The 25,295-nt window shown below is 59.6% G+C and carries 24 protein-coding genes; 8 read left to right on the top strand and 16 right to left on the bottom strand.

Annotation, left to right across the window (positions count from 1 at the left end; translation table 11 throughout):
- Positions 1 to 169 precede the first annotated feature (169 nt).
- The 4 genes from AAE029_RS06965 to AAE029_RS06950 all read left to right on the top strand — a co-directional run bounded on the left by AAE029_RS06965 (position 170) and on the right by AAE029_RS06950 (position 4,132).
- Entirely contained in the window at positions 170 to 1,468 is a 1,299-nt protein-coding gene (locus tag AAE029_RS06965; protein ID WP_371072059.1) for an efflux RND transporter periplasmic adaptor subunit, read from the top strand.
- Between the two features lie 13 nt (positions 1,469 to 1,481).
- Complete coding sequence (locus tag AAE029_RS06960) at positions 1,482 to 2,198, top strand: ABC transporter ATP-binding protein (protein WP_371072058.1); 717 nt, start codon at positions 1,482 to 1,484, stop codon at positions 2,196 to 2,198.
- Entirely contained in the window at positions 2,188 to 3,390 is a 1,203-nt protein-coding gene (locus tag AAE029_RS06955) for an ABC transporter permease (RefSeq protein WP_371072057.1), read from the top strand. The genes AAE029_RS06960 and AAE029_RS06955 overlap by 11 nt, the downstream gene beginning before the upstream one ends.
- A 127-nt stretch (positions 3,391 to 3,517) precedes the next feature.
- A complete protein-coding gene (locus AAE029_RS06950) occupies positions 3,518 to 4,132 on the top strand; it encodes a GntR family transcriptional regulator (protein WP_371072056.1) in 615 nt (204 codons plus the stop codon).
- 48 nt (positions 4,133 to 4,180) lie between these two features.
- On the opposite strand, the gene AAE029_RS06945 is transcribed toward AAE029_RS06950, so the two are convergent.
- From AAE029_RS06945 to cysG, 5 genes are all read right to left on the bottom strand, one after another.
- Complete coding sequence (locus AAE029_RS06945) at positions 4,181 to 4,993, bottom strand: ferredoxin--NADP reductase (RefSeq protein WP_371072055.1); 813 nt, start codon at positions 4,991 to 4,993, stop codon at positions 4,181 to 4,183.
- 214 nt (positions 4,994 to 5,207) lie between these two features.
- Entirely contained in the window at positions 5,208 to 5,720 is a 513-nt protein-coding gene (locus AAE029_RS06940) for a DUF934 domain-containing protein (RefSeq protein WP_371072127.1), read from the bottom strand.
- Between the two features lie 10 nt (positions 5,721 to 5,730).
- Entirely contained in the window at positions 5,731 to 7,401 is a 1,671-nt protein-coding gene (locus AAE029_RS06935; RefSeq protein WP_371072054.1) for a nitrite/sulfite reductase, read from the bottom strand.
- An 8-nt stretch (positions 7,402 to 7,409) separates the two neighbouring features.
- Positions 7,410 to 7,724 carry a DUF2849 domain-containing protein gene (locus AAE029_RS06930; protein WP_371072053.1) on the bottom strand — a complete coding sequence of 105 codons (315 nt, stop codon included), beginning with the start codon at positions 7,722 to 7,724 and terminating at the stop codon, positions 7,410 to 7,412.
- A gap of 2 nt (positions 7,725 to 7,726) precedes the next feature.
- Positions 7,727 to 9,163 carry a siroheme synthase CysG gene (gene cysG, locus AAE029_RS06925; RefSeq protein ID WP_371072052.1) on the bottom strand — a complete coding sequence of 479 codons (1,437 nt, stop codon included), beginning with the start codon at positions 9,161 to 9,163 and terminating at the stop codon, positions 7,727 to 7,729.
- Positions 9,164 to 9,456: 293 nt separating this feature from the next.
- Here cysG and AAE029_RS06920 point away from each other — a divergent pair, with 293 nt between their 5' ends.
- Complete coding sequence (locus AAE029_RS06920; RefSeq protein ID WP_371072051.1) at positions 9,457 to 10,044, top strand: nucleoside deaminase; 588 nt, start codon at positions 9,457 to 9,459, stop codon at positions 10,042 to 10,044.
- Between the two features lie 18 nt (positions 10,045 to 10,062).
- Positions 10,063 to 10,896: a nucleoside triphosphate pyrophosphohydrolase gene (gene mazG / locus AAE029_RS06915; protein WP_371072050.1), complete on the top strand. Its 834-nt coding sequence runs from the start codon at positions 10,063 to 10,065 to the stop codon at positions 10,894 to 10,896.
- A gap of 74 nt (positions 10,897 to 10,970) precedes the next feature.
- Here the strand turns inward: mazG and hflX are convergent, their stop codons facing one another.
- The 8 genes from hflX to dusB form a co-directional block, all read right to left on the bottom strand.
- Complete coding sequence (hflX, locus tag AAE029_RS06910) at positions 10,971 to 12,305, bottom strand: GTPase HflX (protein WP_371072049.1); 1,335 nt, start codon at positions 12,303 to 12,305, stop codon at positions 10,971 to 10,973.
- 78 nt (positions 12,306 to 12,383) lie between these two features.
- Positions 12,384 to 12,626, bottom strand: coding sequence for an RNA chaperone Hfq (gene hfq, locus AAE029_RS06905; RefSeq protein WP_003539403.1), 243 nt, complete (start codon positions 12,624 to 12,626; stop codon positions 12,384 to 12,386).
- Positions 12,627 to 12,729: 103 nt separating this feature from the next.
- Positions 12,730 to 13,593, bottom strand: coding sequence for a D-amino-acid transaminase (locus AAE029_RS06900; RefSeq protein WP_371072048.1), 864 nt, complete (start codon positions 13,591 to 13,593; stop codon positions 12,730 to 12,732).
- A 153-nt stretch (positions 13,594 to 13,746) separates the two neighbouring features.
- On the bottom strand, positions 13,747 to 15,111 hold the full coding sequence (locus AAE029_RS06895) for a sigma-54-dependent transcriptional regulator (protein ID WP_371072047.1): 1,365 nt from the start codon (positions 15,109 to 15,111) through the stop codon (positions 13,747 to 13,749).
- On the bottom strand, positions 15,101 to 17,380 hold the full coding sequence (locus tag AAE029_RS06890) for an ATP-binding protein (protein ID WP_371072046.1): 2,280 nt from the start codon (positions 17,378 to 17,380) through the stop codon (positions 15,101 to 15,103). Before AAE029_RS06890 ends, AAE029_RS06895 begins: the two co-directional genes overlap by 11 nt.
- Before the next feature lie 274 nt (positions 17,381 to 17,654).
- Positions 17,655 to 19,106, bottom strand: coding sequence for a nitrogen regulation protein NR(I) (ntrC, locus tag AAE029_RS06885; protein ID WP_371072045.1), 1,452 nt, complete (start codon positions 19,104 to 19,106; stop codon positions 17,655 to 17,657).
- Positions 19,103 to 20,260, bottom strand: a complete 1,158-nt coding sequence (locus AAE029_RS06880; RefSeq protein ID WP_371072044.1) for a nitrogen regulation protein NR(II) — start codon at positions 20,258 to 20,260, stop codon at positions 19,103 to 19,105. The genes ntrC and AAE029_RS06880 overlap by 4 nt, the downstream gene beginning before the upstream one ends.
- Positions 20,257 to 21,285 (bottom strand): tRNA dihydrouridine synthase DusB, encoded by a 1,029-nt coding sequence (gene dusB, locus AAE029_RS06875; RefSeq protein ID WP_371072043.1) that lies wholly within the window; start codon positions 21,283 to 21,285, stop codon positions 20,257 to 20,259. The genes AAE029_RS06880 and dusB overlap by 4 nt, the downstream gene beginning before the upstream one ends.
- A 150-nt stretch (positions 21,286 to 21,435) precedes the next feature.
- Here dusB and AAE029_RS06870 point away from each other — a divergent pair, with 150 nt between their 5' ends.
- Together AAE029_RS06870 and AAE029_RS06865 are read left to right on the top strand one after the other, a co-directional pair.
- Entirely contained in the window at positions 21,436 to 22,644 is a 1,209-nt protein-coding gene (locus AAE029_RS06870) for a bifunctional 2-C-methyl-D-erythritol 4-phosphate cytidylyltransferase/2-C-methyl-D-erythritol 2,4-cyclodiphosphate synthase (RefSeq protein ID WP_371072042.1), read from the top strand.
- Positions 22,641 to 23,141 carry a CinA family protein gene (locus AAE029_RS06865; RefSeq protein WP_371072041.1) on the top strand — a complete coding sequence of 167 codons (501 nt, stop codon included), beginning with the start codon at positions 22,641 to 22,643 and terminating at the stop codon, positions 23,139 to 23,141. The genes AAE029_RS06870 and AAE029_RS06865 overlap by 4 nt, the downstream gene beginning before the upstream one ends.
- On the opposite strand, the gene AAE029_RS06860 is transcribed toward AAE029_RS06865, so the two are convergent.
- From AAE029_RS06860 to lipA, 3 genes are all read right to left on the bottom strand, one after another.
- The gene (locus AAE029_RS06860; protein WP_371072040.1) at positions 23,132 to 23,578 is read right to left on the bottom strand and encodes a type II toxin-antitoxin system RatA family toxin; all 447 of its coding nucleotides are present in this window, start codon (positions 23,576 to 23,578) and stop codon (positions 23,132 to 23,134) included. The two genes, AAE029_RS06865 and AAE029_RS06860, sit on opposite strands and share 10 nt — an antisense overlap.
- A gap of 9 nt (positions 23,579 to 23,587) precedes the next feature.
- The gene (locus tag AAE029_RS06855) at positions 23,588 to 24,160 is read right to left on the bottom strand and encodes an AAA family ATPase (RefSeq protein ID WP_371072126.1); all 573 of its coding nucleotides are present in this window, start codon (positions 24,158 to 24,160) and stop codon (positions 23,588 to 23,590) included.
- Between the two features lie 129 nt (positions 24,161 to 24,289).
- Complete coding sequence (gene lipA, locus AAE029_RS06850; RefSeq protein WP_371072039.1) at positions 24,290 to 25,261, bottom strand: lipoyl synthase; 972 nt, start codon at positions 25,259 to 25,261, stop codon at positions 24,290 to 24,292.
- Positions 25,262 to 25,295 lie beyond the last annotated feature (34 nt).

The following is a 25,295-nucleotide window of genomic DNA, read 5'->3' as shown; positions in this document are numbered from 1 at the left end:
GCGGCTGTTACAAAACCTTACATTACCAATATTTCATTCCCCATATCGGGCGTAGTATGTCATCGAGACTGCGACGGTCATCGCCGGTTCAGTTTACGGGGCTTATTTGAAAGCCAATGGTTCGCGACCGGCCTTAGGCCGATGATCGCAGAAATGCCCGAGGATATCGATGAACGCGCCCTTAAACCCGAACGACACTCAGGTTGTTACAGACCGCAGCACGGAGCTCGGCTCCATTCTGGCTGCATCCAAAGCGCGCAGGAAAACCGGCCGCTGGCGCCGTTGGCTGACGTCCCTTGTCCTGGTCCTGTTGGTCGGCGGGGCCGCTGCCTATTTTTATCTCGGGCGCGGGGCGAACGAATACACCTATACGACGCAGCCGGCGAAGCGCGGCGATATGACGGTCCTTGTCACAGCGACGGGCTCCGTTCAGCCGACGGAGAAGGTTGACATATCGAGCGAGCTTTCCGGTACAATGCGCGACGTTAATGTCGACTATAACAGCACGGTCAAGAGAGGCGATGTTCTGGCGGTTCTCGATACCAACAAGCTGGAAGCCGACGTCAAGAGTTCCCGCGCCAAACTGAATTCCGCCAAGGCAAATGTCCTGAAGGCGACTGCCGATCTCGAATCGGCACAGACATCGCTGGAGCGCCTGCGCAACCTCGTGAAGAGCAATGTTTCGACGCAGCAGAGCCTTGAGGATGCGACCTACAAGTATGATTCCGCTGCCGCCACCAAACAGATCAACGAGGCGGATGTGCTGGCTGCGGAGGCGGATCTGCAGCTTGCGGAAGTCAACCTTGCCAAGGCGCGCATCATTTCACCGATCGACGGCGTCATCCTTACCCGTGCCGTCGATCCCGGCGCGACCGTCGCAGCCTCGCTATCCGCTCCGGTTCTTTTCACCATCGCCGGCGATCTGAAGAAGATGGAGCTGCAGGTCGACGTCGATGAAGCCGATGTCGGACAGATCGCCGTCGGTCAGAAGGCGACCTTCACCGTAGACGCCTTCCCCGACCGCACCTTTCCGGCCGAGATCGAACAGATCCGCTTTGCGTCCGAAACCACCAACAATGTCGTCACCTACAAGGCGGTCCTCTCGGTCGACAACAAGGAACTTCTGCTTCGCCCGGGCATGACGGCGACCGCGGACGTCACGGTCAAGTCGATCAAAGATGCGTTGATGGTACCGAATGCGGCACTGCGCTATGCGCCGCCGGCGACAGCGACAAACCGCAGCTCCGGTATTTTCAGTCTTTTCCGCCCGCCGCGCATGGGACGACGCAATGCGCCTGAAAAGGCTTTGACTGGTTCCGACCGGCGCGTCTGGGTGCTGAGGAATGGCCACTCGGCTCCTGTCACGGTTCAGGTCGGCTCTTCGGACGGACAATTTACGCAGATCGTAAGCGGTGAATTGGCCGAAGGCGATGCCATCATCACCGATGCGACCGCGCGGACGCGATAGTTCGGAGGATGTCATGGCCAAGCCGCCTCTGATCGAATTCCGCCAGGTATCCAAGATCTATGGTGCAGGAGAAGCGGCGATCCACGCGCTTAACCGGGTGAATCTGTCGATTGCAGAGCATGAATTCGTCGCGATCATGGGGCCGTCCGGCTCTGGAAAGTCGACCGCCATGAACATCCTCGGCTGCCTCGACGTGCCGACATCCGGTGAGTATTTTTTTCAGGGCATACCGACGAGCGGGTTCGACCGGAGCCATCTGACGCTTCTGCGGCGTCATATGATCGGTTTCGTCTTTCAGGGCTTCAATCTTCTGGCGCGAACCTCCGCCGTCGAGAATGTTGAGCTGCCGCTGATCTATCGAGGCATGGCGGCCGGCGAACGCCATCGCCGTGCGCGGGAAGCGCTCGCGCTTGTCGGTCTTTCTGGTCGCGAACACCATAAGACGCAAGAGCTGTCCGGCGGCCAGCAGCAGCGCGTGGCTATTGCCAGAGCGATCGTCACCCATCCGGCACTTTTGCTCGCGGACGAGCCGACCGGCAATCTCGATACGAAAACCAGCATCGAGATCATGGATCTGATAACCCGGCTCAACCGCGAACAGGGGATCACCATCGTCATGGTGACTCATGAGAACGACATCGCCGCCTATGCAAAACGCCTGCTGCGGTTTGTCGATGGCAAGCTCGAAGTCGACGGAGCGCATAGGCCGGAGGTGGCCCATGTTTCTTGAGACCCTTAAACTGGCGTTGCGGGCCATCAACCGCAACATGCTACGCTCCTTCCTGACGGTGCTCGGTGTGGTCATCGGCGTTGCCGCTGTGATCGCGCTCGTAACCATCGGCAATGGCACGACGGCACAGGTGTCCGCCGAGCTTTCGCGCCTCGGCACAAACATGCTCTTTGCGCGCCCCGGCCAATTCGGCCCTGGGCGTGCCAGCTCGGAAGCGAGACGATTCACGATCAAGGATGTCGATGCCATCCGCGAACAGATTTCCGGTCTTCGCGCAGTCGCACCTCTCAATCAGACAACCGCGACCGTGATTTACGGCGGACAGAACCATTCAACCACCGTATATGGCACGACGAACGAATATCTCGTGGCGCAGGACTGGAATCTGGTGCTTGGCCGAGACTTTCTTCCATCTGAAGAACGTGGTCAGGCCAAATGCATCATAGGTGAAACGGTGCGTTCCGAGCTGTTCGGCGCCGCCGATCCTAGGGGACAGCAGATTCGCGTCGGAAAGGTTTCCTGCGGCGTCATCGGCGTGCTCGCGAAACGCGGCCAGTCCGGTATGGGCAACGACCAGGACGATGTGGTCATCATGCCGGTCAAGGTTTTCCAGCGCCGCATCGGCGGCAATGCAAACGTCTCGCTGATCGTGATCTCGGCGCGTGACGGAGTCTCCACAACCAAGGTGCAGTCCGAGGTGGAAAATTTGCTCAGGGAGCGACGCAAGATCATTATCGGCCGCCAGGATGACTTCAACGTCAACGACATGACCCAGATCGCCGATGCCATGACAGGTACGACGACGCTGCTCACCGGTCTTCTCGGTTCCGTGGCGGCGGTCAGCCTTCTTGTCGGCGGCATCGGCATCATGAACATCATGCTGGTATCGGTGACAGAACGAACCCGTGAAATCGGCATCAGGCTCGCCATCGGCGCGCTGGAAAGTCAGGTCCTGATGCAGTTTCTCGTGGAGGCAGTCGCCTTGTCACTCTTCGGTGGCATTGCCGGAATCGTGCTCGGCCTGGGACTTGCGTTCAGTGCCGTGAGCTTTCTGAAGGTCCCGTTCGTCGTGAGTCCTTTCATCATCTGTGTCGCCTTCGTCTTCTCAGCCGCCATCGGCATGATCTTCGGCTTTTTTCCGGCGCGCCGCGCCGCTCAGCTCAACCCGATAGAAGCGTTGCGCCACGAATAAAGGGCGGGGGCATCGTTCCTGGTCGCTTATGGGGCCGCCCTCAAGATAGTGATATATCAGCTAAACTTGTCATCCCGCATGCGGCATGTCAGTATGTGATATATCACGACCTGACGGATTCGGCTGCATGCAGGACTCACAAAGCCACCGCGCTTACCTCGCCCTAGAGCATCTGATCGTAACGCTGGCGCTTCGTCCAGGGGCACTCGTCACGGAAAGACAGCTCATCGAATTGGCGGGGCATGGACGGACGCCGGTGCGTGAGGCGATCCAGAAGCTTGCCTGGCAAGGGCTCATCCTCGTCAAGCCGCGCGTCGGCCTGCAGATCGCCGAGATCAAGGCGGACGACCATGCTCATGTGATGCAGGTGCGCCGGGAGTTGGAACCGATCGCCGCAGCGCTGGTCGCCGATCATGCCACGGACGATCAGCGCCTGCAGCTTCTGGAATGCGAGCGGCTGATGACGGACTGCGCCGTCACGGGTGACCTCGCCGGTTTTTTTGCAGCTGACAAGACCTTCGATGAGATCCTCGAGGACGCGTGTCCCAATGCGTTCATTACGGCCGCTCTCGGCCCGGTGCAGACCCATTCACGGCGGCTCTGGTACTCGACAGCGACGCCTGATCGCATGCAGCGCTCGATCTCGCTGCATGTTGGCGTCATAAAGGCCATCCATCAGGGAAAGGCTCAAGAAGCGCAAACCGCCATGGCGACCTTGATCGACTATCTGGGCGGCAAATAAAAAGCGGCCCCGTCTCCGGAGCCGCCTAAAACATAGATCCTACGCCGATCAGCCGACGAAGGCGCGTTCGATTACGAACTCGGCCGGCTTGCTGTTGGCGCCCTCCTCCATACCGGCCTTTTCGAGCAGTTCCTTCGTATCCTTCAGCATCGCGGAGGAGCCGCAGATCATGCCGCGGTCGATGGCCGGGTCGAGAGGCGGTACGCCGAGATCGGCAAAGAGCTTGCCATTGGCGATAATGTCGGTGATGCGGCCCTTGAGCGGATAATCCTCGCGCGTCACTGTCGCGTAATGACGAAGCTTGTTCCCGACGATTTCGCTCAGGATCTCGTCGTTCCGGATCTCGTTGATCAGATCGAAGCCGTATTTCAGCTCGGCCACCTCACGGGTCGTGTGCGTAAGGATGACCTCCTCATATTTCTCATAGGTCTCCGGATCCCGGATCAGGCTCGCGAAGGGCGCAACGCCGGTACCGGTCGAGAACATGTAAAGCCGTTTGCCGGGTGTCAATGCATCGAGAACCAGCGTCCCCGTCGGCTTCTTGCGCATCAGCACCTGGTCACCCGGCTTGATGAGCTGCAGGTGGGACGTCAGCGGGCCGTCCGGCACCTTGATGGAGAAGAATTCGAGCTCCTCGGCCCAGGCGGGGCTTGCGATGGAATAGGCACGGAAGATCGGTTTGCCCTCAATCATGAGGCCGATCATGGCAAACTCACCCGAGCGGAAGCGGAAGCCCTGCGGCCGGGTCATCGTGAATCGGAAGAGCCGGTCGGTATAATGCGTCACACTCAACACCGTCTCGGCAAAGACGCCGGCGGGGATGGGGGTGGCAAAGTCTTCTGTCTTCGTAGGGGCGTTCATTCGGTATCGAATCCCATTCGTCTCAGATCTGTCTCGATAACGGGCAGTTATTATAAAACTTCCCGCCTTTAAAGGCATTCCATTTCATGCATGCACGCCATCAAGAAATATGCATGCGACACTCAACATTCAACCTGTCATCATCGGTCCGGATCATGCCGCAAGCGAGGCACGCCGCCTTGATGTCGCTCAAATTGCCGCGACGGGTTCTTGATCAGGCCGCAGGCTTGGCTTGACGACGCCAGCTAAAGCCCTCCCCACCTTCCGCCTTGCGCGCCGTCGGCTGGTAGTGATGCGGTATGCCCGTCAGGCGGCTTTCGGCAAGCCGTTTCAGCGCGGTCGCGTTGGTCACGGCGAAACTGTCGATGCCGACGCGTAGCATCAGCGGGATCTGATCGATCAGCACGTCACCGACCGCGCGCAGCTCATTGGTATAGCCGAGGCGCTGCCGCAGCAGTGAGGCGTGGCTGAAAGCACGACCATCGTTGAAAGCCGGGAAAGCCAGGGCGACGATCTCTAGGCGATAGAGGTAAGGCTCCAGCCTGGTCACGTCGTCCGCTGGCTTGATCACGACGCCAAGGCCGATGTCGTTGCTTTCTTCCGCCTTGGCGATCAGCTCCTCGAGACCAAGCAGAGATTTTTGCTCTTCCGTCGCCTTCACATCATCGGTCTCGATCACCCAGGGGTCATTTTCGACAAAACCGGTCTCTCTCCAGATCTTCGTCATCATCCCCTCCTTACGCAGCTTCCGCAGCCGAGCCGTAGAGCGCATCCTTGAAAGGTTGCGGTCCGACGCGGCGATAGGCAGCAAGGAAAGTCTCGGACGGATCCAGGCGCAGGCCGAGATATGTATCGACGATCGTCTCGACCGCATCGGTCACCCTATCCGGTTCGAACCCACGGCCGATGATCTCACCGATCGAGCTATGTTCGTCACCGGATCCGCCGAGCGTGATCTGATAGAGTTCCGCTCCCTTCTTCTCAACCCCAAGCAGGCCGATGTGCCCGACATGGTGATGGCCGCAGGCATTGATGCAGCCGGAAATCTTGATCTTCAGTTCGCCGATCTCTGACTGCCGCTCGGGCGAGCCGAAACGCCTCGAGAGTTCCTGCGCAACCGGAATCGAGCGTGCATTGGCAAGCGCGCAATAGTCCAGCCCCGGACAGGCAATGATATCCGTGATCAGCCCGGCATTGGCCGTCGCCAGACCGATCGCAACGAGCCCGCGATAGACGGACTCAAGATCGGCCAGCGCAACATGCGGCAGGATCAGGTTCTGCTCATGGCTGACGCGGATTTCGTCGAAGGCATATTCCTCGGCGATGTCGGCGATCGCATCCATCTGCGCATCGGAGGCGTCGCCCGGGATACCGCCGATGGGCTTCAGCGAAATCGTCACCATGCCGTAATCGGGGTTCTTGTGCGGCTGCACGTTCTGCTGCACCCAGCGGGCAAAGTCCGGATCGGCCTTCTTCCAGCGTGCAAGATTTTCCCAACCTTCCGCTCGCTCCGGGAGAGCCGGCGGAGCAAAATAGGCAGCGATCGCCCGCACGTCGGCATCGGGCAGCTTTAGCTCGGTGTCCTTCAACTGGGCGAATTCGGCTTCAACCTGCCGCGCCAGTTCCTCCGCGCCGGTTTCATGCACGAGGATCTTGATGCGCGCCTTGTACTTGTTGTCGCGGCGGCCATGAAGATTGTAAACGCGCACGATTGCGGTTGTATAGGAAAGCAGATCCTCTTCCGGCAGGAAGTCGCGGATCAACTTGGCGATCATTGGCGTACGCCCCTGCCCGCCGCCGACGTAGACGGCGAAGCCAATCTCGCCCTTTTCATTTTTCTTGAGATGCAGACCGATATCATGCACCTGGATTGCCGCACGGTCGCGCGCGGCGCCGGTGACGGCGATCTTGAACTTGCGTGGCAGGAAAGAGAATTCCGGATGGACCGAGGACCACTGACGCAGGATTTCCGCATAGGGACGCGGATCGGCGATTTCATCGGCCGCAGCGCCTGCAAAATGATCAGCCGTCACGTTGCGAATGCAATTGCCGGAGGTCTGGATCGCGTGCATCTCGACCGAAGCGAGTTCCGCCAGCACGTCTGGAATGTCGGAGAGCTTCGGCCAGTTGAATTGCAGGTTCTGGCGTGTGGTGAAATGCCCATAGCCGCGGTCGTAGGTGCGCGCGATATGGGCGAGCATCCGCATCTGACGCGAGCTCAGCGTGCCATATGGGATCGCGATGCGCAGCATATAGGCGTGGAGCTGCAGATAGACGCCATTCATCAGCCGCAGCGGCTTGAAGGCATCTTCCGAGAGTTCGCCCGAAAGGCGCCGCTGGACCTGATCGCGGAACTGCGCAACGCGTTCGGCGACAAAGGCGTGGTCAAATTCGTCGTACCGGTACATAGTCTTCCTCAGACTGCAATGAATTCTGGATCCGCCGGCGCATAGCCGGGCGCATATTCCATGGTCGGGCCCTGTGCGCGGATGCGCTCACGAAGGCGCAAAGGCCAGAGCGTGCCATTGGTTTCCTGGACATCGACGACATTCACGTCGACAACCTTGTTGTCGCTATAGGCCTTCTTGCCGATTTCCTCGAGCGCGGCCACAGCTTCCGCATGACGGGCGACCAGCGCTTCCTGGAGGGTGGTCGTCCATTCACCGTTCGCGTTCAGCCAGACGGCGATGCCATCGGTTAGCCGATTGGCCGTCAGAACCTTGTCTACCATATTCATCTCCTGGAAAATTCCGAGGCGATCGCCTCGCGGCGGACAAGCGGCTCGGACAATTCGAAATTAGCGCCTGCGACCGCATCGCCGATAATGACCATCACCGGTCCGGTCAGTTCATCGCGATGCTCAAGATCGGGAAGATCACGCAAAATGCCATGCAGCAGTCGGCGGTCATTGCGGCTGGCATTCTCGATGATCGCGACCGTCGTCTCGGCTGGCAGACCGGCCTGCATCAAGCGCCCGGCGACGGATGCGGCGACCGTTCGGCCCATATAGACGGCGATCGTGGCACCAGACAGCGCAAGGCTCGCCCAATCGGGAAGCACGTCGCCTGTCAGGTCATGGCCGGTGGTAAAGATCAGCGAGGAGGCAACCCCCCGCAGTGTCAGCGGCAGCTCGAAATCGGCGGCCGCCGCAAAGGCGGAGGTGATGCCTGGCACGACTTCGTAGGAGATGCCGGCTGCACGCAACGCTGCCATTTCTTCCCCTGCCCGGCCAAAGACCAGCGGATCGCCCGACTTCAGGCGGACGACGCGCTTGCCTTCACGGCCGAGATGAACGAGAAGGTCGTTGATCTCCTCCTGCGACTTCGTATGGCAGCCCTTGCGCTTGCCGACGGAAAGCCGCTCGGCATCGCGGCGAGCCATATCGATGATCGCCTGGGGTACGAGCGCATCGTAGACGATGACATCGGCCTCCATCATCACGCGCTGGGCACGCAAGGTCAGAAGATCCTCTGCGCCGGGACCTGCACCGACGAGCCAGACATGGCCATGAACCCTGTCGCCTGACTGCAGCAGGCTATCGGCGGCGCGATGCGCCTGCGGCAGGTTTCCCCGGTTGACCGCGTCCGCGACAGCTCCGGAAAAGAACCGCCGCCAGAACACGCGGCGCGCAACGCCGCGCGGTATGAGATGTTCGACCGACTTGCGGTAGCCTGTGGCAAGTTGAGCCAGCTTGCCGAGCGAAGGCGCCAGCATCTGGTCGATCTGTGTCCGGATCATCTGCGCCAGGACCGGCCCGGCACCCTCGGTGCCGATGGCAATAGCGACGGGCGCGCGGTTCACTAAAGCCGGCGTGAAGAAATCACAATAGTCCGGCTGGTCGACAGCATTGGCCGGTATTTTCTCCGCGCGAGCGGCCGCCACGATTGCGCGGTCGGCTTCGGCATCGCCGGTGGCTGCAAAGACGAGAGCGGCACCCTGCACCTGATCCGGCGAAAACGGGCGTCGGACGATGTCGATGGAATTGGCGATCAGAAAGGCATGATAATCGGCTTCCGGCCGATCGGCATGGGCAACGATCCGCGCCTGCGTGTTCATGAGCAGTCGCGTCTTCGCGAAAGCCTCATCGCCATTGCCGAAAACAGCCGCGATCCTTCCTTCCACGCGGAAGAAGGCGGGAAATGCGGCAAGCTGTTCAGTCTTGGGAGACATTATCATTCCACTTTCGAGATTGGCCGAATATGGCTGCAATTGCCCACGGATTGAAGAAACAGAAATTCATAAGGAATTGCCACGGCGTATTCTTTTACTCGACATTCAACGCATTTGAGCAAAACTCACCGGCGGCGTCCACCGGTATTAAATACAGGAAATCGATGGTATTTCAGGATTTCTCCGGTGCGCAGGCTCATATTCTCTGTGGTGAAGCCGGCGGATCTGTCATTTCCGCTTTCCGCACGGCTGGCATTGCGGATAAGGTGGCAACGAATTCAGGAGCAAGCCCAATGTCTTCACGGTCGATCGCCGCCCGCCTCCTCGACGTGATTGAGGAGAATATCCTCCCTTTGACCGACATGGGTGTCGCGATGGGAAACAAGATTTTCGGCGCCGCCATCCTGCGCAAATCGGATCTTTCGGTCGTGATCGCGGAGACCAACAACGAGCTGGAAAATCCGCTATGGCATGGTGAGGTCCATACGCTGAAGCGCTTTTACGAGCTCTCTGACAAACCGGCGACGAAGGATCTGATCTTTCTTTCGACCCACGAGCCCTGCAGCATGTGCATGTCGGCGATTACATGGGCCGGATTTGACAATTTCTACTATTTCTTCAGCCACGAGGATTCGCGCGACAGCTTCGTCATTCCCCATGACCTGAAGATCCTGAAGGAAGTTTTTGGGCTGGAGCCTGGCGGTTATCGCCGGCAGAACGCCTTCTGGAAGAGCTTTGCACTCGTCGATCTGATCGAAGCCGAGGCCGAACCTCTGAAGAGCCGCCTCAAGCAGCAGGCGTCGCTCATCAGATCCGCCTATGCAGAACTGTCGAAGACCTACCAGGCGTCCAAAGACGCCAATGATATTCCTCTGAGCTGAGCAGAACTCCGAAGACCCATGGAAGCATCGAAAGACATTTCACGCCTGATCGAGATCATGGCCGCGCTGCGCAATCCCGAAACCGGCTGCCCCTGGGATATCGTCCAGACCTTCGAGACGATCAAGCCCTATACGATCGAGGAAGCCTACGAGGTTTCCGACGCGATCGAACGGGGGGATATGGACGATCTTTGCGAGGAGCTGGGCGATCTGCTGCTGCAGGTCGTCTTTCATGCCCGCATGGCGGAAGAAGCCGGTGAATTCTCCTTCGGCGACGTCGTCGAGGCGATCACCCATAAGATGATCCGGCGCCACCCCCATGTCTTCGCCGTCGCGGACGCGTCGACACCGGACGCCGTCAAGGTGCAATGGGACGTGATCAAGGCCGAGGAGAAGCGCGAACGGACCGAGCGACGTCTCAAACGCGGCATTGCAGAGGATTTCAAGGCTGGCTTCCTGGGGTCGGTACAGCGCAGCTTCCCCGCTCTTACGGAAGCCCTGAAATTGCAGGAGCGTGCGGCCAAGGTCGGCTTCGACTGGTCGGCGCCGGAGCCGATCCTCGACAAGATCGAGGAGGAAATCGGTGAATTGCGCATGGCGCTGAAGGACGGCGATCGGGCCAAAGTCAGTGACGAACTGGGCGACTTGATTTTCGCAGTCGTCAATATCGGTCGCCATATCAAGGCCGATCCGGAACAGGCACTGCGCGGCACGAACACCAAATTCCGCCGTCGCTTCCGGCATATCGAAAACACTCTGGAAGCAGAGGGTGCTAGGCTGGAAGAAACGGCGCTCGAGCGCATGGAGGAAATCTGGCAGGCCGCCAAGGCGATCGAGCGGCAGCTCGGCTAACTGCGCATAACCCCGAAAATCGGATCGATTTTCGGAAAGGCTTATGCGCCGACTAATCAGCTACGAAAGCCGCTCTATTTCCAGTCCTCGCGCTGCGGCTTCGGGCCGTAGCCCATGCGCCGTTCCAGTTCCGCGGCCTCCGCTTCCGTAAGGCGGACATCGAGCGTCACCGACCCGTCTTCATTGTCCTCGCGAACGTCGACGATGGCGTGATCATAAATCCAGGGCAACAAAGCGAGCTTGTCGATGGGCAGGACGATCGTCGTCTCCGTCATCACGCCCGAAAGCCTGCGGCTGATCTCCGCCATCAGCCGGTCCACGCCTTCGCCGCTGATTGCCGAAACTGCCACGATGCTATCGTTGCCGGCAACCTTCTGCACCATCGCATCATGGGCCTCGGGCTCCAGCCGGTCGATCTTGTTCCAGACCTCGATGATGCGCTTCTCCCCTTCCGCCTCGTCGATACCGAGATCGTCCAGGATGCGCAGGACATCGGCGCTCTGGGCCTGGTTGTCCGGATCGGACATGTCGCGCACGTGCAGGATGAGATCGGCTTCGAGCACCTCTTCAAGCGTCGCCCTGAAGGCGGCGACGAGATGGGTCGGCAGGTCCGAAATGAAACCGACGGTATCGGACAGGATAACCGTGCGCCCATGCGGCAGCTTCATGCGCCGGAGCGTCGGATCGAGTGTAGCAAAGAGCATATCCTCGGCCAGGACGCCCGCGCCGGTAATGCGGTTGAAGAGTGTCGACTTGCCGGCGTTGGTGTAACCGACGAGCGCCACGATCGGATGCGGTACCTTCTTGCGCTTGGCGCGGTGCAGCTGACGGGTACGCACCACCTGCTCCAGTTCGCGCTCCAGCCGCAGGATGCGCTCCTGCAGAAGCCGCCGGTCGGCTTCGATCTGTGTTTCACCGGGGCCGCCCATGAAACCGGCGCCGCCGCGCTGACGTTCAAGGTGGGTCCAGCTCCTGACCAGTCGCCCTTTCTGATAGTTGAGGTGAGCGAGTTCGACCTGCAGCGTGCCCTCCTTAGTGGAGGCACGGCGACCGAAAATTTCCAGGATAAGGCCGGTCCGATCGATGACCTTGGCGTTCCATTCCTTTTCGAGATTGCGCTGCTGCACAGGTGTCAGCGGGTGATCGACGATCACGAGACCGGCGTTGGACTCGTCCAGGAGAGCGCGAATCTCGTCAATCTTTCCGGTGCCGAGAAGCGTTGCGGGCCGTGGTTCATTGACGGGAACGATGATGCCGGCGACCACATCGAGGTCGATCGCAAGCGCAAGTCCCCTCGCCTCGTCGAGCCTGCTTTCAGGGGAACGCGCAACGGCGATCACGCCTGTTTCGCCCTGGTTACCGCGCCCACGCACCGTTTTCAGGACCGGAACGGCCACAACGGCGTGCATATCATCCCGGTGCTTCTGAGTTTCCGGAATGATGGAATCGTTTCTGGTATCGCGTGTCGTGATAGTGGCTCGTCCTGTTTAGGAGGCGGCTTCTTCGCTCTCGAACATCTGCATCGGTTGACCCGGCATTATCGTCGAAATCGCGTGTTTGTACACGAGCTGAGAATGCCCATCGCGGCGAAGCAAGACACAAAAATTGTCGAAGGATGTAACAACACCGGTCAGCTTTACACCGTTAATCAGGAAGATTGTCAGTGAAATCTTTTGTTTGCGAACAGTATTGAGAAATAAGTCCTGCAGATTCTGAGAACGTTCCGCCATCGCGCCGCTTCTTTCTTTATTGCCGACCCTCCCGAGCCGGTAGAATATTTACATAAGATTCGGGAGGAGAACCCTCATCTCTCCCCTCCAGAAAATCTAGGTATCAAATCATGGTCTTTTCCGCAACGTCGAAAAAGGCTTCGCGAATTTTCTGCGAAACGCTTCCCGGATGGCCATTCGCGATCGTGCGGCTGTCGATGGAAATCACGGGAAAACAAATGCTTGTAGCCGCGGTAATGAAAACTTCCCGCGCCGCCATCATCTCTTCGACAGAGAAAAAACGTTCCGCCACGGGCATGCCGAGTTTGGCTGCAACATCTATCAGGGTGGTGCGTGTAATACCCCTGAGGATGCCGTGGTCGGCCGGTCGCGTCACCAGCGTTCCATCCTTGTCGACGATCCACACATTGGTCGCGGCACCTTCTTTTACGGTATTGTCCTGATCGACGAAGATCGCCTCCTGAGCCCCGGCCTCCTTGGCCTGCTGGCGTGCGAGCGCATTCGGAAGCAGTCCCACGCTCTTGATATCGACGCGGTCCCAGCGGTTGTCCCGGACGGTGATGGCCTTGATACCATTGGCATTTTTCTTGGCGATGACGGACGGATCGGTGCTTTTCGCGGTAACGACGACCGAGGGACGCGTGCCGTCAGCGGGGAAGACATGATCACGCCGTGCTACCCCACGGGTGATCTGCAGATAGAAAAGGCCGTTGCGGACCTTGTTTCGGCGCAGCACCTGCCGGATCACCTGCGTCAGAGCCTGCCTGCTCATCGGCCAGTCGATCCTGAGCTCTCCGAGCGAACGGTTGAGGCGATCGAGGTGACGTGTCAGGTCGACGATATAGCCGTGGCGGACCTCGCAGACTTCGTAAACGCCATCGGCAAATTGATAACCGCGATCCTCGACATGAACCATGGCACTCGAATGCGGCAGATAACGACCGTTCACATAAGCTATTCTCGGCATAGGGCTAACCTGTGTAGATGCGGTGTTGAAGAACTGCGGAAGAATGGACCAGTTGGGCTGGAAATACTTTGTTATTCTATAGAGAAGCGCAAAAAAACGTTCGATTTGACGGATGGTACTGCCGCTCACGAAAGAGCGGCTGTACCGAATGAATTACACGCCCAGAGATTTCAGCTTCCGGTGCAGCGCCGACCGCTCCATGCCAACGAATTCCGCCGTACGCGAAATATTGCCGCCGAAACGATTGATCTGCGCGATCAGATAGTCTCGCTCGAACATTTCCCGCGCCTCCCGCAGCGGCAAGGTCATAATATGGTAGTCGTTCTTGGCCGACACTTTCGGCAGCATGTCGCCGAGATCGGTGGGCAGCATCTCCGCGGTGATCGGCGCGTCGGGGCCGTCCGAACGGGCGAGGATCATCAACCGTTCGATATTGTTGCGCAACTGACGGATATTGCCCGGCCAGTCATGCGCCTGCAGCACCGCCATCGCGTCATCTCCGATGCGGCGTGGACGAATGCCAGCCTGCTCGGAAATCTGCCGCATGAGCTGATCGACAAGGAAGGGAATGTCCTCGCGTCGCTCCGACAGCGCCGGAACCCGGATCGGCACGACGGCGAGCCTGTGATAAAGATCCTCACGGAACCAGCCTTCGGCAATCCGGCTCTCCAGATTATAGGCGGTCGAAGAGATGATGCGCACGTCGACCTTGACCCGCTTCGACCCACCGACCCGCTCGAATTGCTGGTCGACAAGAACCCGCAGGATCTTGTTCTGCGTTTCGCGCGGCATCTCGCCGACCTCGTCCAGGTAGAGGATGCCTCGATGAGCCTCTTCGAGCGCACCGATCTTGCGCGGTTGTCCGGGCGTTCCTTCGGTTCCGAAAAGCGCGACTTCCATCCGATCCGGGGTGATATTGGCGGCATTGAGCGCGACGAAGGGGCCGCTGGCGCGGGCTGACTTCTTGTGGATCATCCGGGCCACCAGTTCCTTGCCGGAGCCGGAAGGACCAAGGATCATGACGCGGCTGTTCGTGGGCGATACCTTTTCGATAGTCTGGCGCAATTGCGAGACCGCGACGGAGGTTCCGATCAGTTCAACGGCGTCACCGGCCCTCTTCTTCAGTTCGGAGACCTCGCGTTTCAGCTTGGAGTTCTCCAGTGCGCGCTCGGCAATCAGGATCAGCCGGTCGGCCTTGAAGGGCTTCTCGATGAAGTCGAATGCGCCGCGCTTGATGGCGGAGACGGCTGTCTCGATATTGCCGTGACCGGAGATCATCACGACTGGCAGATCGGGATGGCGGACCTTGATCTCATCCAGCAGGGAAAGTCCATCGAGCTTGCTGCCCTGCATCCAGATATCCAGAAAAACGAGCCGCGGCACGCGATCCGAAATTGCTGCCAGTGCGCTGTCGCTATCATGTGCGGTTCGCGTCTCATGCCCCTCGTCTGAAAGAATCCCAGAGACGATCTCACGGATGTCGTGCTCATCGTCCACTACCAGAATGTCAGAGGCCATAAACGCTTTCCTTGTCACTATCGGCATGGGTGGTCGTAGGAGCCAATTCCCGGCGCGGCAGATGCACGCGGATCATGGCTCCTCTGCCCAGGTCAAAATCGGCGGGAGCATCGTGCAGTTCGAGCTGCCCGCCATGTTCTTCGATGATTTTCTTGACGATGGCGAGACCGAGCCCGGTGCCCTTTTCCCGCATGGTCATATAGGGTTCGAGAATGCTGTGCCGGTTCTCCACGGGCAAGCCGCGACCGTTGTCGATGACGTCGACGGTGAAGCGATCCCGCTCGGCGTCGAGAGAGGAGCGGACGAGAATCCGGCGACCCTCGCGGATCTCTCCGCTCGGAATCGCCTCAATCGATTCCACGGCGTTCTTGATGAGATTGCCGAAGGCCTGGCCGAGCATGCGGCTATCGAACAACCCCTCGAGCGGTGCGTCGCCAAGTTCCTGCAGGAAAGTCACGTGGTGATTGCCCATCTCGCGCAGGAATATTGCGTCGCGCAGGATGCTGCGCAGATCGGTCGGCTCCTTCGTCGGCTTGGGCATCCGGGCGAAGGCCGAGAATTCATCGACCATTCGACCGATATCGCCGACCTGGCGGATGATCGTGTCGGTACACTGATCAAAGACCGCCCGGTCGTTCTCGTCGATGTGCTTGCCATAACGACGGCGGATGCGCTCGGCCGAAAGCTGGATCGGGGTCAGTGGGTTCTTGATTTCGTGGGCGATTCGGCGGGCCACATCTGCCCAGGCGGTCGAGCGCTGGGCGATCACGAGATCGGTGATGTCATCGAGCGTGATCACGTAGGACTCATTCAGGTCGCGAACTTCTTCACGCGTGACCTGAACGCTGAGGGTGCGAACCGTGCCGGCCCTCACAAGGCTGATCTGCTTGCGGAAATCATTGCGATAGCGTGCGGCCGCCTCCGTCAGCACCTGATCCACCTCGGGTGCGACATCGGAAAGCCGCTTACCGATCAGTTCCGCGGCAGGCAGCGCCAGCAATATCTCGGCCGAGGTGTTGGCAATCGTAATGCGCCTGTCCTTTTCGACGCCGATCACCGAGGCCGTCACACCGGAAAGCACCGCTTCGATGAAACGCCGCCGGTCGTCGACCTCGTCCTTGGCTTCCAGGATCTCATCGCGCTGCGTCCGGATCTCCGAAATCATCTTGTTGAAGGTGCGCGCAAGATTGCCCACGTCGCCATCGACCGTACGCACGGGAACGACGACGTCCATGTTGCCCGACGCGACACTGTCTGCCGCCGTGATCAGCAGCCGGATCGGTCGCACGATGCGATCCGCGACGGCAATCGCCGTCCAGATCGCCGCCAGAAGAACGATGAGTGCAAAACCGATATAAAGGACGGCGAAGGCGATTTGCAGCGACATTCGTCCCGCCTCCATCGCCTTGTATTCGACGCTGTTTTCCTCCATCTGCCGCATGGCGCCCATCACTTTCGGATCGACGGCTCTGACGGTGTAGAGGAAGGCGCTGGGGATTGCCTCCAGCTTGATGATGGCGCCGACGAGGTTCGTGACGCCCGGCGGAATGAGCGTCGGCTGGCCCGCCGCCGCCTTGTCGAGTGCGTCGGTGGGAATAGCGGGCAGCGGCTTCTCCGTCTTGATGTCCGCCTGCACGATGACCGACCCGTCGCGGCGCACCAGAAACGCGCCGAGCAGGCCGCGCCCTCGTGCCTGCCGCGTCATGAGATCGCCAAAACCTGTCCGGTCGAGATTGAAGAGAGCCCGATTGCGCTCGAGGTCATTTGCCATCGAGATCGTCTGCCCCTGCAGATAGCTGGCATTCTCCATCATGTAGGCTTGGGCGACGTTGCGCGAGGAGCTGACGATCGACTGGGTGCGAAGCGAAAACCATCGGTCGAGGCCGACATTGAGCGTGAGACTCGCGAATATCGCAACGAGAATGGCCGGCGTTATCGCGACGATGGAAAAGAGCGAAACGATGCGAATGTGAAGGCGAGCGGCCGCCCGCCCACGGCTGCGTGCCCTCAGCAGCCGGCTGACCTCGCGGCCGATCAACGCCATCAGGCCGAGCACGAAGAACGAATTGATGACGACCGACGTAATAACGACGTGTGATGTCGGAGCAATGGGCGTCAGTCCGAGAAGGATGAAAAGCGTGACCGTCGCACAAAGCAGTGCTCCGCCCGCAAGCACGAGGCCGGGCAAGGCAAACGAGGCACGGCGGTCGTTCAAGGTGACCGCAACCGCCCCGTTGCTCGCCTTCGGCGGGACCGCATCCTGCTTCATTCCGTTTTATCTCCAGCAAAGGCGCATGAGCGCCCGCCTCGTCGCAATTGCATTTGCACCGTTTGCTGTCGGAAGGAGATTGATAGAGACGCCGAACTTTGAGCAAAAAAATACCCGCGAAAATCAGTGCCTGATCAAGAACACCAGGCACAGAGTCCCCGCAGACCCTCTCCGCTTACAAACGCCAATCACCCCTCGGCCGACAAACTCGGACCAACTGCGTTGCCTTTAAGCAACGTATTGTGGCGAAAATGCAACGCACCCCATCACATTGTCAAGCCGAGCGGGAGCTTCGATAGACTGATACCCCGAGCTCGCGAATTTTCTTGCGGAGCGTATTTCGGTTGAGGCCAAGGAGATCGGCCGCCTTGATCTGGTTACCGCGGGTGGCGGTCAATGCGGCAAGAATCAGCGGATATTCCATCTCCGTCAGTACTCGATCGTAAAGGCCTGGCGGGGGAAGGCCGTCGCCGAAACTCGCGAAATAGCTTCGCATGTTCTCCTCCACCGCCTGCCCGATCGACATGGAGCCGGAGCGAATCGGACCCTTTTCGATGGGACTGTCAGGAACGTCGGCGCGGAGCTCGGCATCGATGATCTCACGGGTTATGACGTCCTGTGGATAAAGTGCCATGAGCCGGCGAATGAGATTTTCAAGTTCGCGCACATTGCCCGGCCAGGGATAGGCTTTCATCAGCTCAAGCGCTTCCTGATCGAAACGTTTCGAGCCAAGTCCTTCCTTTTCCGCCTGCTGCACAAAGTGCCGCACGAGATCCGGAATGTCCTCAGCGCGGTCGCGCAGTGGAGGCAGACGCAGCGGCACGACATTGAGCCGGTAATAAAGGTCTTCCCGGAAAAGCCCCTGATTGATCGCCTGTTTCAGGTCCTTGTTGGTTGCCGCAACGATGCGGACATCCGTTCGGATCGGCGTGCGTCCGCCGACGGTCGTGTATTCTCCCTGCTGCAATACGCGCAGGAGGCGTGTCTGGGCATCCATCGGCATGTCGCCGATCTCGTCCAGAAACAGTGTTCCGCCCTCTGCCTGTTCGAAGCGGCCGGTCGAGCGGGTCTGCGCGCCGGTGAAAGCACCCTTCTCATGGCCGAACAGTTCCGACTCAATCAGGTCGCGAGGGATCGCGGCCATGTTGATTGCGACGAAAGGACCGTTGCGGCGCTTGCCATAGTCATGCAGTGCGCGGGCGACAAGTTCCTTGCCGGTCCCGGATTCGCCGGTGATCATCAGCGTCAGGTCGGTCTGCATCAGTCGTGCCAGGACGCGATAGATCTCCTGCATGGCGGCGGAACGGCCGACGAGCGGCATGCCATCCTGCATGTCGTCTTCGAGCTTGGCCGGCTTGCGCTTCGGCTCCGAGAGGGCTCGGCCGATGATCGCGATCAATTCGGTCAGGTCGAAGGGCTTTGGCAGATAATCGTAGGCACCCTTCTCCGAGGCCTTGATGGCGGTCATGAAGGTGTTCTGCGCACTCATGACGAGAACCGGCAAATCCGGCCGCGCCTTCTTGATACGGGGCAGCAGGTCGAAAGCGTTCTCGTCCGGCATGACGACATCCGTCACGACAAGATCGCCCTCGCCTGCGGAAATCCAGCGCCAGAGCGTCGCGGCATTGGATGTGATGCGCACGTCATATCCCGCTCGGCTCAGGGCCTGATTGAGTACGGTGCGAATCGCTGCGTCGTCGTCGGCGACTAGAATCGTGGCTGTCATCTGGAAGGTCCTGTGGAGTTCGGGGCATTTTCTTCATCGGGTACCATGCCCTTGGATGCTGGCATGAGTACACGGAAAGTCGTCCGGTTGTTCTGGCTGTCACATTCGACGATTCCTCCATGATCGCCGATGATCTTGGCAACAAGGGCAAGGCCGAGGCCGGTGCCGTTCGTCTTCGTCGTAATGAACGGATCGAAGAGATGCGGCAGCAGATCGGCCGGCACACCCGGCCCGTTGTCGATGACGCAGAATTCCAGCGGCAGCGAGATTTTCTCCCTCGTGCCGGCAACCGATAAGCGTATCCCCGGCCGGTAGGCAGTCGTCAGCATGATCTCGCCATCCGGCCTCTCGCCAACCGCTTCCGCCGCATTCTTCACCAGGTTCAGGAAAATCTGGACGAGCTGGTCACGATTGGCAAAGACCGGTGGCAGCGACGGGTCGTAATTCTCGGTGATGCGGATGTTGCGGGCGAAGCCGGCCTTGGCGACAGCCTTCACGTGGTCGAGGACCGAATGAATATTCACCGGGACGCGATCCACAGGCCGCTCATCGGAAAAGACTTCCATGCGATCAACAAGCGAGACGATTCGGTCCGTTTCGTCGCAGATCAGCCGGGTGAGCCCGCGGTCGTCGTCGGACACCGACTGTTCGAGAAGCTGGGCCGCGCCGCGGATGCCCGAAAGCGGATTCTTGATCTCGTGCGCCAGCATTGAGGCAAGCCCGGTGACAGATCGTGCCGCAGCGCGATGCGTAAGCTGCCGGTCGATCTTGTCGGCCATCGATCTTTCCTGGAAGACGATCACCACCGCCCCCACTTCGCTGGCCACGGGCGCGACATAGATATCGACAAGCTTGTCCTGCCCGAGGCGAGGCGAGCTCAGATCGACGCGGTATTCGTTGACCGGGGCCTTGCGTTCGCGCACCTGATCGATCAGCGCCAGCAGCGGGCTGCCGAAGGGGATGAAGGTCGAAATTTTGTAGCGGGCCAGATGGGAGGCGCTGGCGCCAAAAAACGCTTCAGCCTCCCAGTTGGCAAAGGCGATCAGACCGGCGTCATTGACCATGATCACCGGGTTCTGGATGGCGTTGAGCACGGCCATTGCTACCGCGCTTCCCACATGGTCGGTGGCCGGGACATTATCGCCGGAATTCATGCAGCCTCCAGAGCCGGAGTGAGCGCCTCGGCGCCTGCCGTAAGCACACCGTGGAGAAGCGAAGTCACCTCTCCCGCATCCCTTGATGTCATGATCAATGCCCTTTCGGCTGCGCCAACGGATGGCGCGTATCGATCGAGATACCAGCCGAGGTGTTTGCGCGCGTGCCGGACCCCGGCCGCTGTCCCGTAGAATTCCAGCATCATATGATAATGCTCGCAGACGATGTCGGGGATATCGGCCCGCTGAGGGCCAAGTTCTCCGGCCAAAACGCCGGCATGCCATGGCCGCCCTTGGCAGGCACGCCCTACCATGACGGCATCGGCGCCAGAGCGGCGGAGGATTTCCTGGGCATCCCTCGCTGTCTCGACATCGCCGTTGGCGATCAATGGCACCGAAATGACGTCCCTTACCGCCCGGATCGCATTCCAATCCGCCTTGCCCTCGTAGAACTGCATGCGTGTTCGCCCATGGACGGTGATGAGCTGCACGCCGGCTTCTTCCGCGCGTCTCGCAATATGCGGTGCATTGATGGAATTTTCGTCCCAGCCGAGCCGCATTTTCAGCGTCACCGGAACAGTGACTGCTTTCACCGTCGCTTCTACCAAGCCGAGCGCATGATCGGGATCACGCATCAGAGCCGATCCGGAATAGCCGCCGGTCACTTTCTTCGCCGGGCAGCCCATATTGATGTCGATGATGTCGGCGCCGTTGTCGGCCGCGATCCTGGCTGCTTCGGCCATCCAATGCGCCTCGCGGCCGGCAAGTTGCACGACATGCGGCTTGAGACCGGCATTCTTCAGTCGTGCCCAGGACTCCTGACTGCTGTGGACGAGCTCGCGGCTTGCCACCATCTCGGTCACAACCAGTCCTGCACCATATTTCCAGGCCAATTGTCGGAAAGGCAGATCCGTCACGCCGGACATGGGCGCCATCGCGATGCGGTTCCGCACCGGGATCGGCCCGATCTGAAATGCCGCTGCAAGATCTCGTGAATGCAAATGATTATCTTTCAGGCACACCATGTAGCTGCACTATTTTTAGACATTGTTGGATGGTTTGCCAAGGGGCTTGGAGAGAGGACCGATATTTTTTGGGCAAATGCTGGAAAATACCCATTCGAAACGTTAGACCACAATCATCGCGTTCATGGCCTGCGAGGATTTAGGAAACAAATGCATCCAAGGCAACCGGTGTCGGCCGGGATAGTCATCGTTGCCGCCGGGCGTGGCGAGCGTGCCGGTTCTTCCGAGGAAGGACCGAAGCAGTATCGCATGATCGGCGGTAAGCCGGTTATTGCTCATACCCTTGAAAACTTCATGACTTGGGAGCCCACCTCGCACATTGTGGTCGTCATCCACCCCGATGACGAGGCGCTTTTTGCCAGGGCCTTCAGGCATGTCCTCTCGGCGACGCCTATCGAAACCGTGTACGGGGGCACGACGCGGCAGCAGTCGGTGCTTGCCGGTCTCAGGCATTTGAAGGGCAAGGGAATAACGCACGTTCTGATCCACGATGCCGTTAGGCCCTTCTTCGATCATTCTCTCCTCGACCGCGTCGCTGAAGCGCTTTCTGCCGGTGCGCCCGCCGTGCTTCCGGCAATCCCGGTGGCGGATACGTTGAAGCGCGCCGATGCAGACGGAATGGTGAAGGAGACGATATCCCGTGCCCATCTCCACGCAGCCCAGACGCCCCAATCCTTTGCTTTCAACGAAATTCTCGACGCCCATGAGAAGGCGGCATCGGAGGGCCGGACCGACTTTACCGATGACGCTTCGATCGCCGAATGGGCCGGACTTCCGGTCACAATCATCGAAGGCATGGCCGATAATATCAAGCTGACGGTCAAGCGGGATCTTGCCGTGGCTGACGAGAGGCTTTCGGGCGCCCTGCCGGACGTGCGCACGGGTAACGGCTATGACGTCCACCAGCTCGAGCCGGGCGACGGTGTGACGCTCTGCGGGATCTTCATCCCACATGACCAAAGGCTAAAGGGCCATTCCGACGCCGACGTAGCGCTGCATGCCCTGACCGACGCCCTGCTCGCCACTTGCGGCGCCGGCGACATTGGTGATCATTTCCCGCCCTCGGATCCGCAATGGAAAGGCGCTCCCTCCCGCATATTCATCGAACATGCGGCCAGGATCGTGCGCGAACGCGGCGGCACCATCATGAATGCGGATGTTTCGCTGATTGCCGAAGCGCCGAAGATCGGTCCACACAGGGAGGCGATGCGCGCCAGACTTTCCGAATATCTCGGCATCGCGATCGACCGCTGTTCGGTGAAGGCGACCACCAACGAGAAGATTGGCTTTATTGGACGGCGCGAAGGTATCGCGGCCATCGCCACGGCAACCGTCGTCTATCGCGGAGGCAAGGCATGAGCGCGTTTCCCGAGGAAATCCTGACGCTCGCCCGGAAGATCATCACCGAATTCACGGCACGTGGGCTCATGGTCGCAACCGCCGAATCCTGTACCGGCGGTCTTATCGCCGGCGCACTGACCGAAATCTCCGGCTCCTCTGCCGTTGTCGACCGTGGCCTCGTCACCTATACCAATGTCGCCAAGATGGAGATGCTCGGCGTGCAGGAAGGGACGCTGGAGCACTTTGGCGCGGTTTCGCGGGAAACGGCTCTGCAGATGGCCCACGGCGCCCTCTACCGCTCCCACGCCGATTTTGCGGTCGCCGTCACCGGCATAGCGGGTCCGAGCGGCGGTTCGGCGGAAAAGCCCGTCGGCCTCGTGCATCTGGCGGCTAGGTCGAAAGCCGGCGGCCTCATCCACCGCGAAATGCGTTACGGCAATATCGGCCGCGACAAGGTCCGGCTTGGAGCAGTCATGACTGCCCTCGAGATGCTGCTGGAATTGTCTCAGGCGTAGATCTTGGTTGCGCGCGTTTCGAAGGCTTCGGAGAACATGCGGAAAGCACGATCGAACATCGATCCCATCAGTGCACCGAGAATGCGGCTTTTGAATTCGTAGTCGATGAAGAAGTGAATGGTACTGCCGCCTTCCGGTCGGTCCTCGAAGCGCCAGCGGTTATCGAGATATTTGAACGGCCCGTCGATATATTTGACGTCTATCACGTGCTCGACGCTGTTGAGCAGGACCTGCGTCGTGAACGTCTCGCGAATTGCTTTATACCCGACGGTCATGTCGGCAATGAGCAGCACCTTGCCGTCCCGTTCCTTGCGGCTGCGGATCGAAAGGGCCTCGCAAAGAGGAAGGAATTCCGGATAGCGTTCCACATCGGCGACGAGGTCGAACATCTGGTCGGAGGAGTGCGGTACGGAGTGATGGGTTTCGAATTGCGGCATAAGCCGCAATTAAGCGGGGCCGCCCAGAAGATCAAGAAGCCGGCGCATTTCCCTTCTGCTTTTCATTTGAAAAACCGGCACATCCGGGCCGTGCTCGATGAGACCGGCAATGACGCGCGGCGTGAACTTTTGTTCGAAGGTCCAGATATACTGCAGAAATTGCCATTCCACTTTCTCGATGCATCCTGGTGCCATTTCGGGACGCGTGCGGCCGAGCCATCTGAACCAGCGTCCGAGCACGCCCCATATGCAGATGAGGCGTGGCATGCGCACCCAGATCACCATGTCTGTCCGCGGCAGTCGCAGATCGAAGGTCGATGTGTTGGTGCCATCCATGATCCAACGCGCTTCCTGAACACGGTCCGCGATGATCTGCCGTTGTTCGCGCTTGTTGCGTTCCTTCCAGCCGGGCAGCCAAAGGACATCGCGGTCGATCGAGATGTAGATGAGGTCGAACCTGGCTGCGATCCATTGTGACAAGGTTGACTTGCCGCCGCCAGAGCAGCCGACAACGAGGATGCGGTCGGCGTTCCGCACGAGATCTGAAACGAGATTGATGTCGGTCACATAGTTCGGCGCCAATGGCTTCGATGATAGATCCACGATTGAGCCCGCCCAGCCCTGGCTGTAGACCTATTCCACAGCAACCGACCGGTGAGCGCACTATCCTGTTCGCGTGACAATCAAATTACAGGACGCGATTGTCTTGGATCACTCAGCAGCCATCAGCACTTTCTTCTCGCGGGCAGCTCTCAGCCGCGCGAAATCGTCGCCGGCATGGTGCGACGAGCGCGTCAGCGGGCTCGATGCGACCATCAGGAAGCCTTTGCTGTAGGCGACCGTCTCATAGGACTTGAATTCTTCGGGCGTGACGAAGCTCATGACCTGATGGTGCTTGCGCGTAGGCTGCAGATATTGCCCGATCGTCAGGAAGTCGACATCGGCCGTGCGCAGGTCGTCCATGAGTTGCAGCACTTCATTGCGCTCCTCGCCGAGGCCGACCATGATGCCCGACTTGGTGAACATGGTCGGATCGAGTTCCTTCACCCGCTGCAGCAAACGGATCGAGTGGAAGTAGCGGGCACCCGGACGTACCGTCAGATACTTTGACGGCACGGTTTCGAGGTTGTGGTTGAAGACATCCGGCTTGGCCGCGACGACGCGTTCCAGAGCACCCGGCTTGCGCAGGAAGTCCGGCGTCAGAATTTCGATGGTGGTTGACGGCGAAGCCGCACGGATTGCGAAGATCACCTTCTCGAAATGTTCGGCACCGCCGTCATCGAGATCATCGCGGTCGACCGAGGTGATGACGACATGGCTCAAGCCCATCTGCTTGACGGCCTTGGCGACATTTTCCGGTTCGGCCATGTCGAGTGCGTTCGGCTTTCCAGTCGAGACATTGCAGAAGGCGCAGGCGCGCGTGCAGATCTCGCCCATGATCATGAAGGTGGCGTGCTTCTTGTCCCAGCACTCGCCGATGTTGGGGCAGCCTGCTTCCTCGCAGACGGTGACGAGCTTGTTTTCCTTCACGATCGAGCGCGTTTCGGCATAGCCCTTCGAAGTGGGCGCCTTGACACGGATCCAGTCCGGCTTGCGCATGACTTCCGTGTCCGGGCGATGCGCCTTTTCCGGATGTCGAACGCGCTTTGCATCGGGATTGATCGTGTCGAGAATCGTGACCATCAGACTTCAACTTTCCGCCGCGCTAAATGCGGCC

The sequence above is a fragment of the Sinorhizobium sp. CB7 genome (assembly GCF_041357635.1).
In the GTDB taxonomy this organism is placed as follows: Bacteria; Pseudomonadota; Alphaproteobacteria; order Rhizobiales; family Rhizobiaceae; genus Rhizobium.
The sequence above is the reverse complement of the archived record's forward strand: the minus strand, read 5'-3'. Positions and strand labels throughout refer to the sequence as shown.

Bases quoted from the DNA above. Each gene is read 5' to 3' on its own strand.
- dusB (WP_371072043.1), bottom strand. From the start codon at position 21,285: ATGGTGTGCCTGAAAGATAATCATTTGCATTCACGAGATCTTGCAGCG.
- AAE029_RS06860 (WP_371072040.1), bottom strand. From the start codon at position 23,578: ATGCCGCAATTCGAAACCCATCACTCCGTACCGCACTCCTCCGACCAG.
- cysG (WP_371072052.1), bottom strand. From the start codon at position 9,163: ATGTCTCCCAAGACTGAACAGCTTGCCGCATTTCCCGCCTTCTTCCGC.
- AAE029_RS06890 (WP_371072046.1), bottom strand. From the start codon at position 17,380: ATGAAGCAGGATGCGGTCCCGCCGAAGGCGAGCAACGGGGCGGTTGCG.
- AAE029_RS06960 (WP_371072058.1), top strand. From the start codon at position 1,482: ATGGCCAAGCCGCCTCTGATCGAATTCCGCCAGGTATCCAAGATCTAT.
- ntrC (WP_371072045.1), bottom strand. From the start codon at position 19,106: ATGACAGCCACGATTCTAGTCGCCGACGACGACGCAGCGATTCGCACC.
- AAE029_RS06955 (WP_371072057.1), top strand. From the start codon at position 2,188: ATGTTTCTTGAGACCCTTAAACTGGCGTTGCGGGCCATCAACCGCAAC.
- mazG (WP_371072050.1), top strand. From the start codon at position 10,063: ATGGAAGCATCGAAAGACATTTCACGCCTGATCGAGATCATGGCCGCG.
- AAE029_RS06900 (WP_371072048.1), bottom strand. From the start codon at position 13,593: ATGCCGAGAATAGCTTATGTGAACGGTCGTTATCTGCCGCATTCGAGT.
- AAE029_RS06920 (WP_371072051.1), top strand. From the start codon at position 9,457: ATGTCTTCACGGTCGATCGCCGCCCGCCTCCTCGACGTGATTGAGGAG.
- AAE029_RS06895 (WP_371072047.1), bottom strand. From the start codon at position 15,111: ATGGCCTCTGACATTCTGGTAGTGGACGATGAGCACGACATCCGTGAG.
- AAE029_RS06935 (WP_371072054.1), bottom strand. From the start codon at position 7,401: ATGTACCGGTACGACGAATTTGACCACGCCTTTGTCGCCGAACGCGTT.
- hflX (WP_371072049.1), bottom strand. From the start codon at position 12,305: ATGCACGCCGTTGTGGCCGTTCCGGTCCTGAAAACGGTGCGTGGGCGC.
- AAE029_RS06945 (WP_371072055.1), bottom strand. From the start codon at position 4,993: ATGAACGCCCCTACGAAGACAGAAGACTTTGCCACCCCCATCCCCGCC.
- AAE029_RS06930 (WP_371072053.1), bottom strand. From the start codon at position 7,724: ATGGTAGACAAGGTTCTGACGGCCAATCGGCTAACCGATGGCATCGCC.
- lipA (WP_371072039.1), bottom strand. From the start codon at position 25,261: ATGGTCACGATTCTCGACACGATCAATCCCGATGCAAAGCGCGTTCGA.
- AAE029_RS06865 (WP_371072041.1), top strand. From the start codon at position 22,641: ATGAGCGCGTTTCCCGAGGAAATCCTGACGCTCGCCCGGAAGATCATC.
- hfq (WP_003539403.1), bottom strand. From the start codon at position 12,626: ATGGCGGAACGTTCTCAGAATCTGCAGGACTTATTTCTCAATACTGTT.
- AAE029_RS06880 (WP_371072044.1), bottom strand. From the start codon at position 20,260: ATGAATTCCGGCGATAATGTCCCGGCCACCGACCATGTGGGAAGCGCG.
- AAE029_RS06870 (WP_371072042.1), top strand. From the start codon at position 21,436: ATGCATCCAAGGCAACCGGTGTCGGCCGGGATAGTCATCGTTGCCGCC.
- AAE029_RS06950 (WP_371072056.1), top strand. From the start codon at position 3,518: ATGCAGGACTCACAAAGCCACCGCGCTTACCTCGCCCTAGAGCATCTG.
- AAE029_RS06965 (WP_371072059.1), top strand. From the start codon at position 170: ATGAACGCGCCCTTAAACCCGAACGACACTCAGGTTGTTACAGACCGC.
- AAE029_RS06940 (WP_371072127.1), bottom strand. From the start codon at position 5,720: ATGACGAAGATCTGGAGAGAGACCGGTTTTGTCGAAAATGACCCCTGG.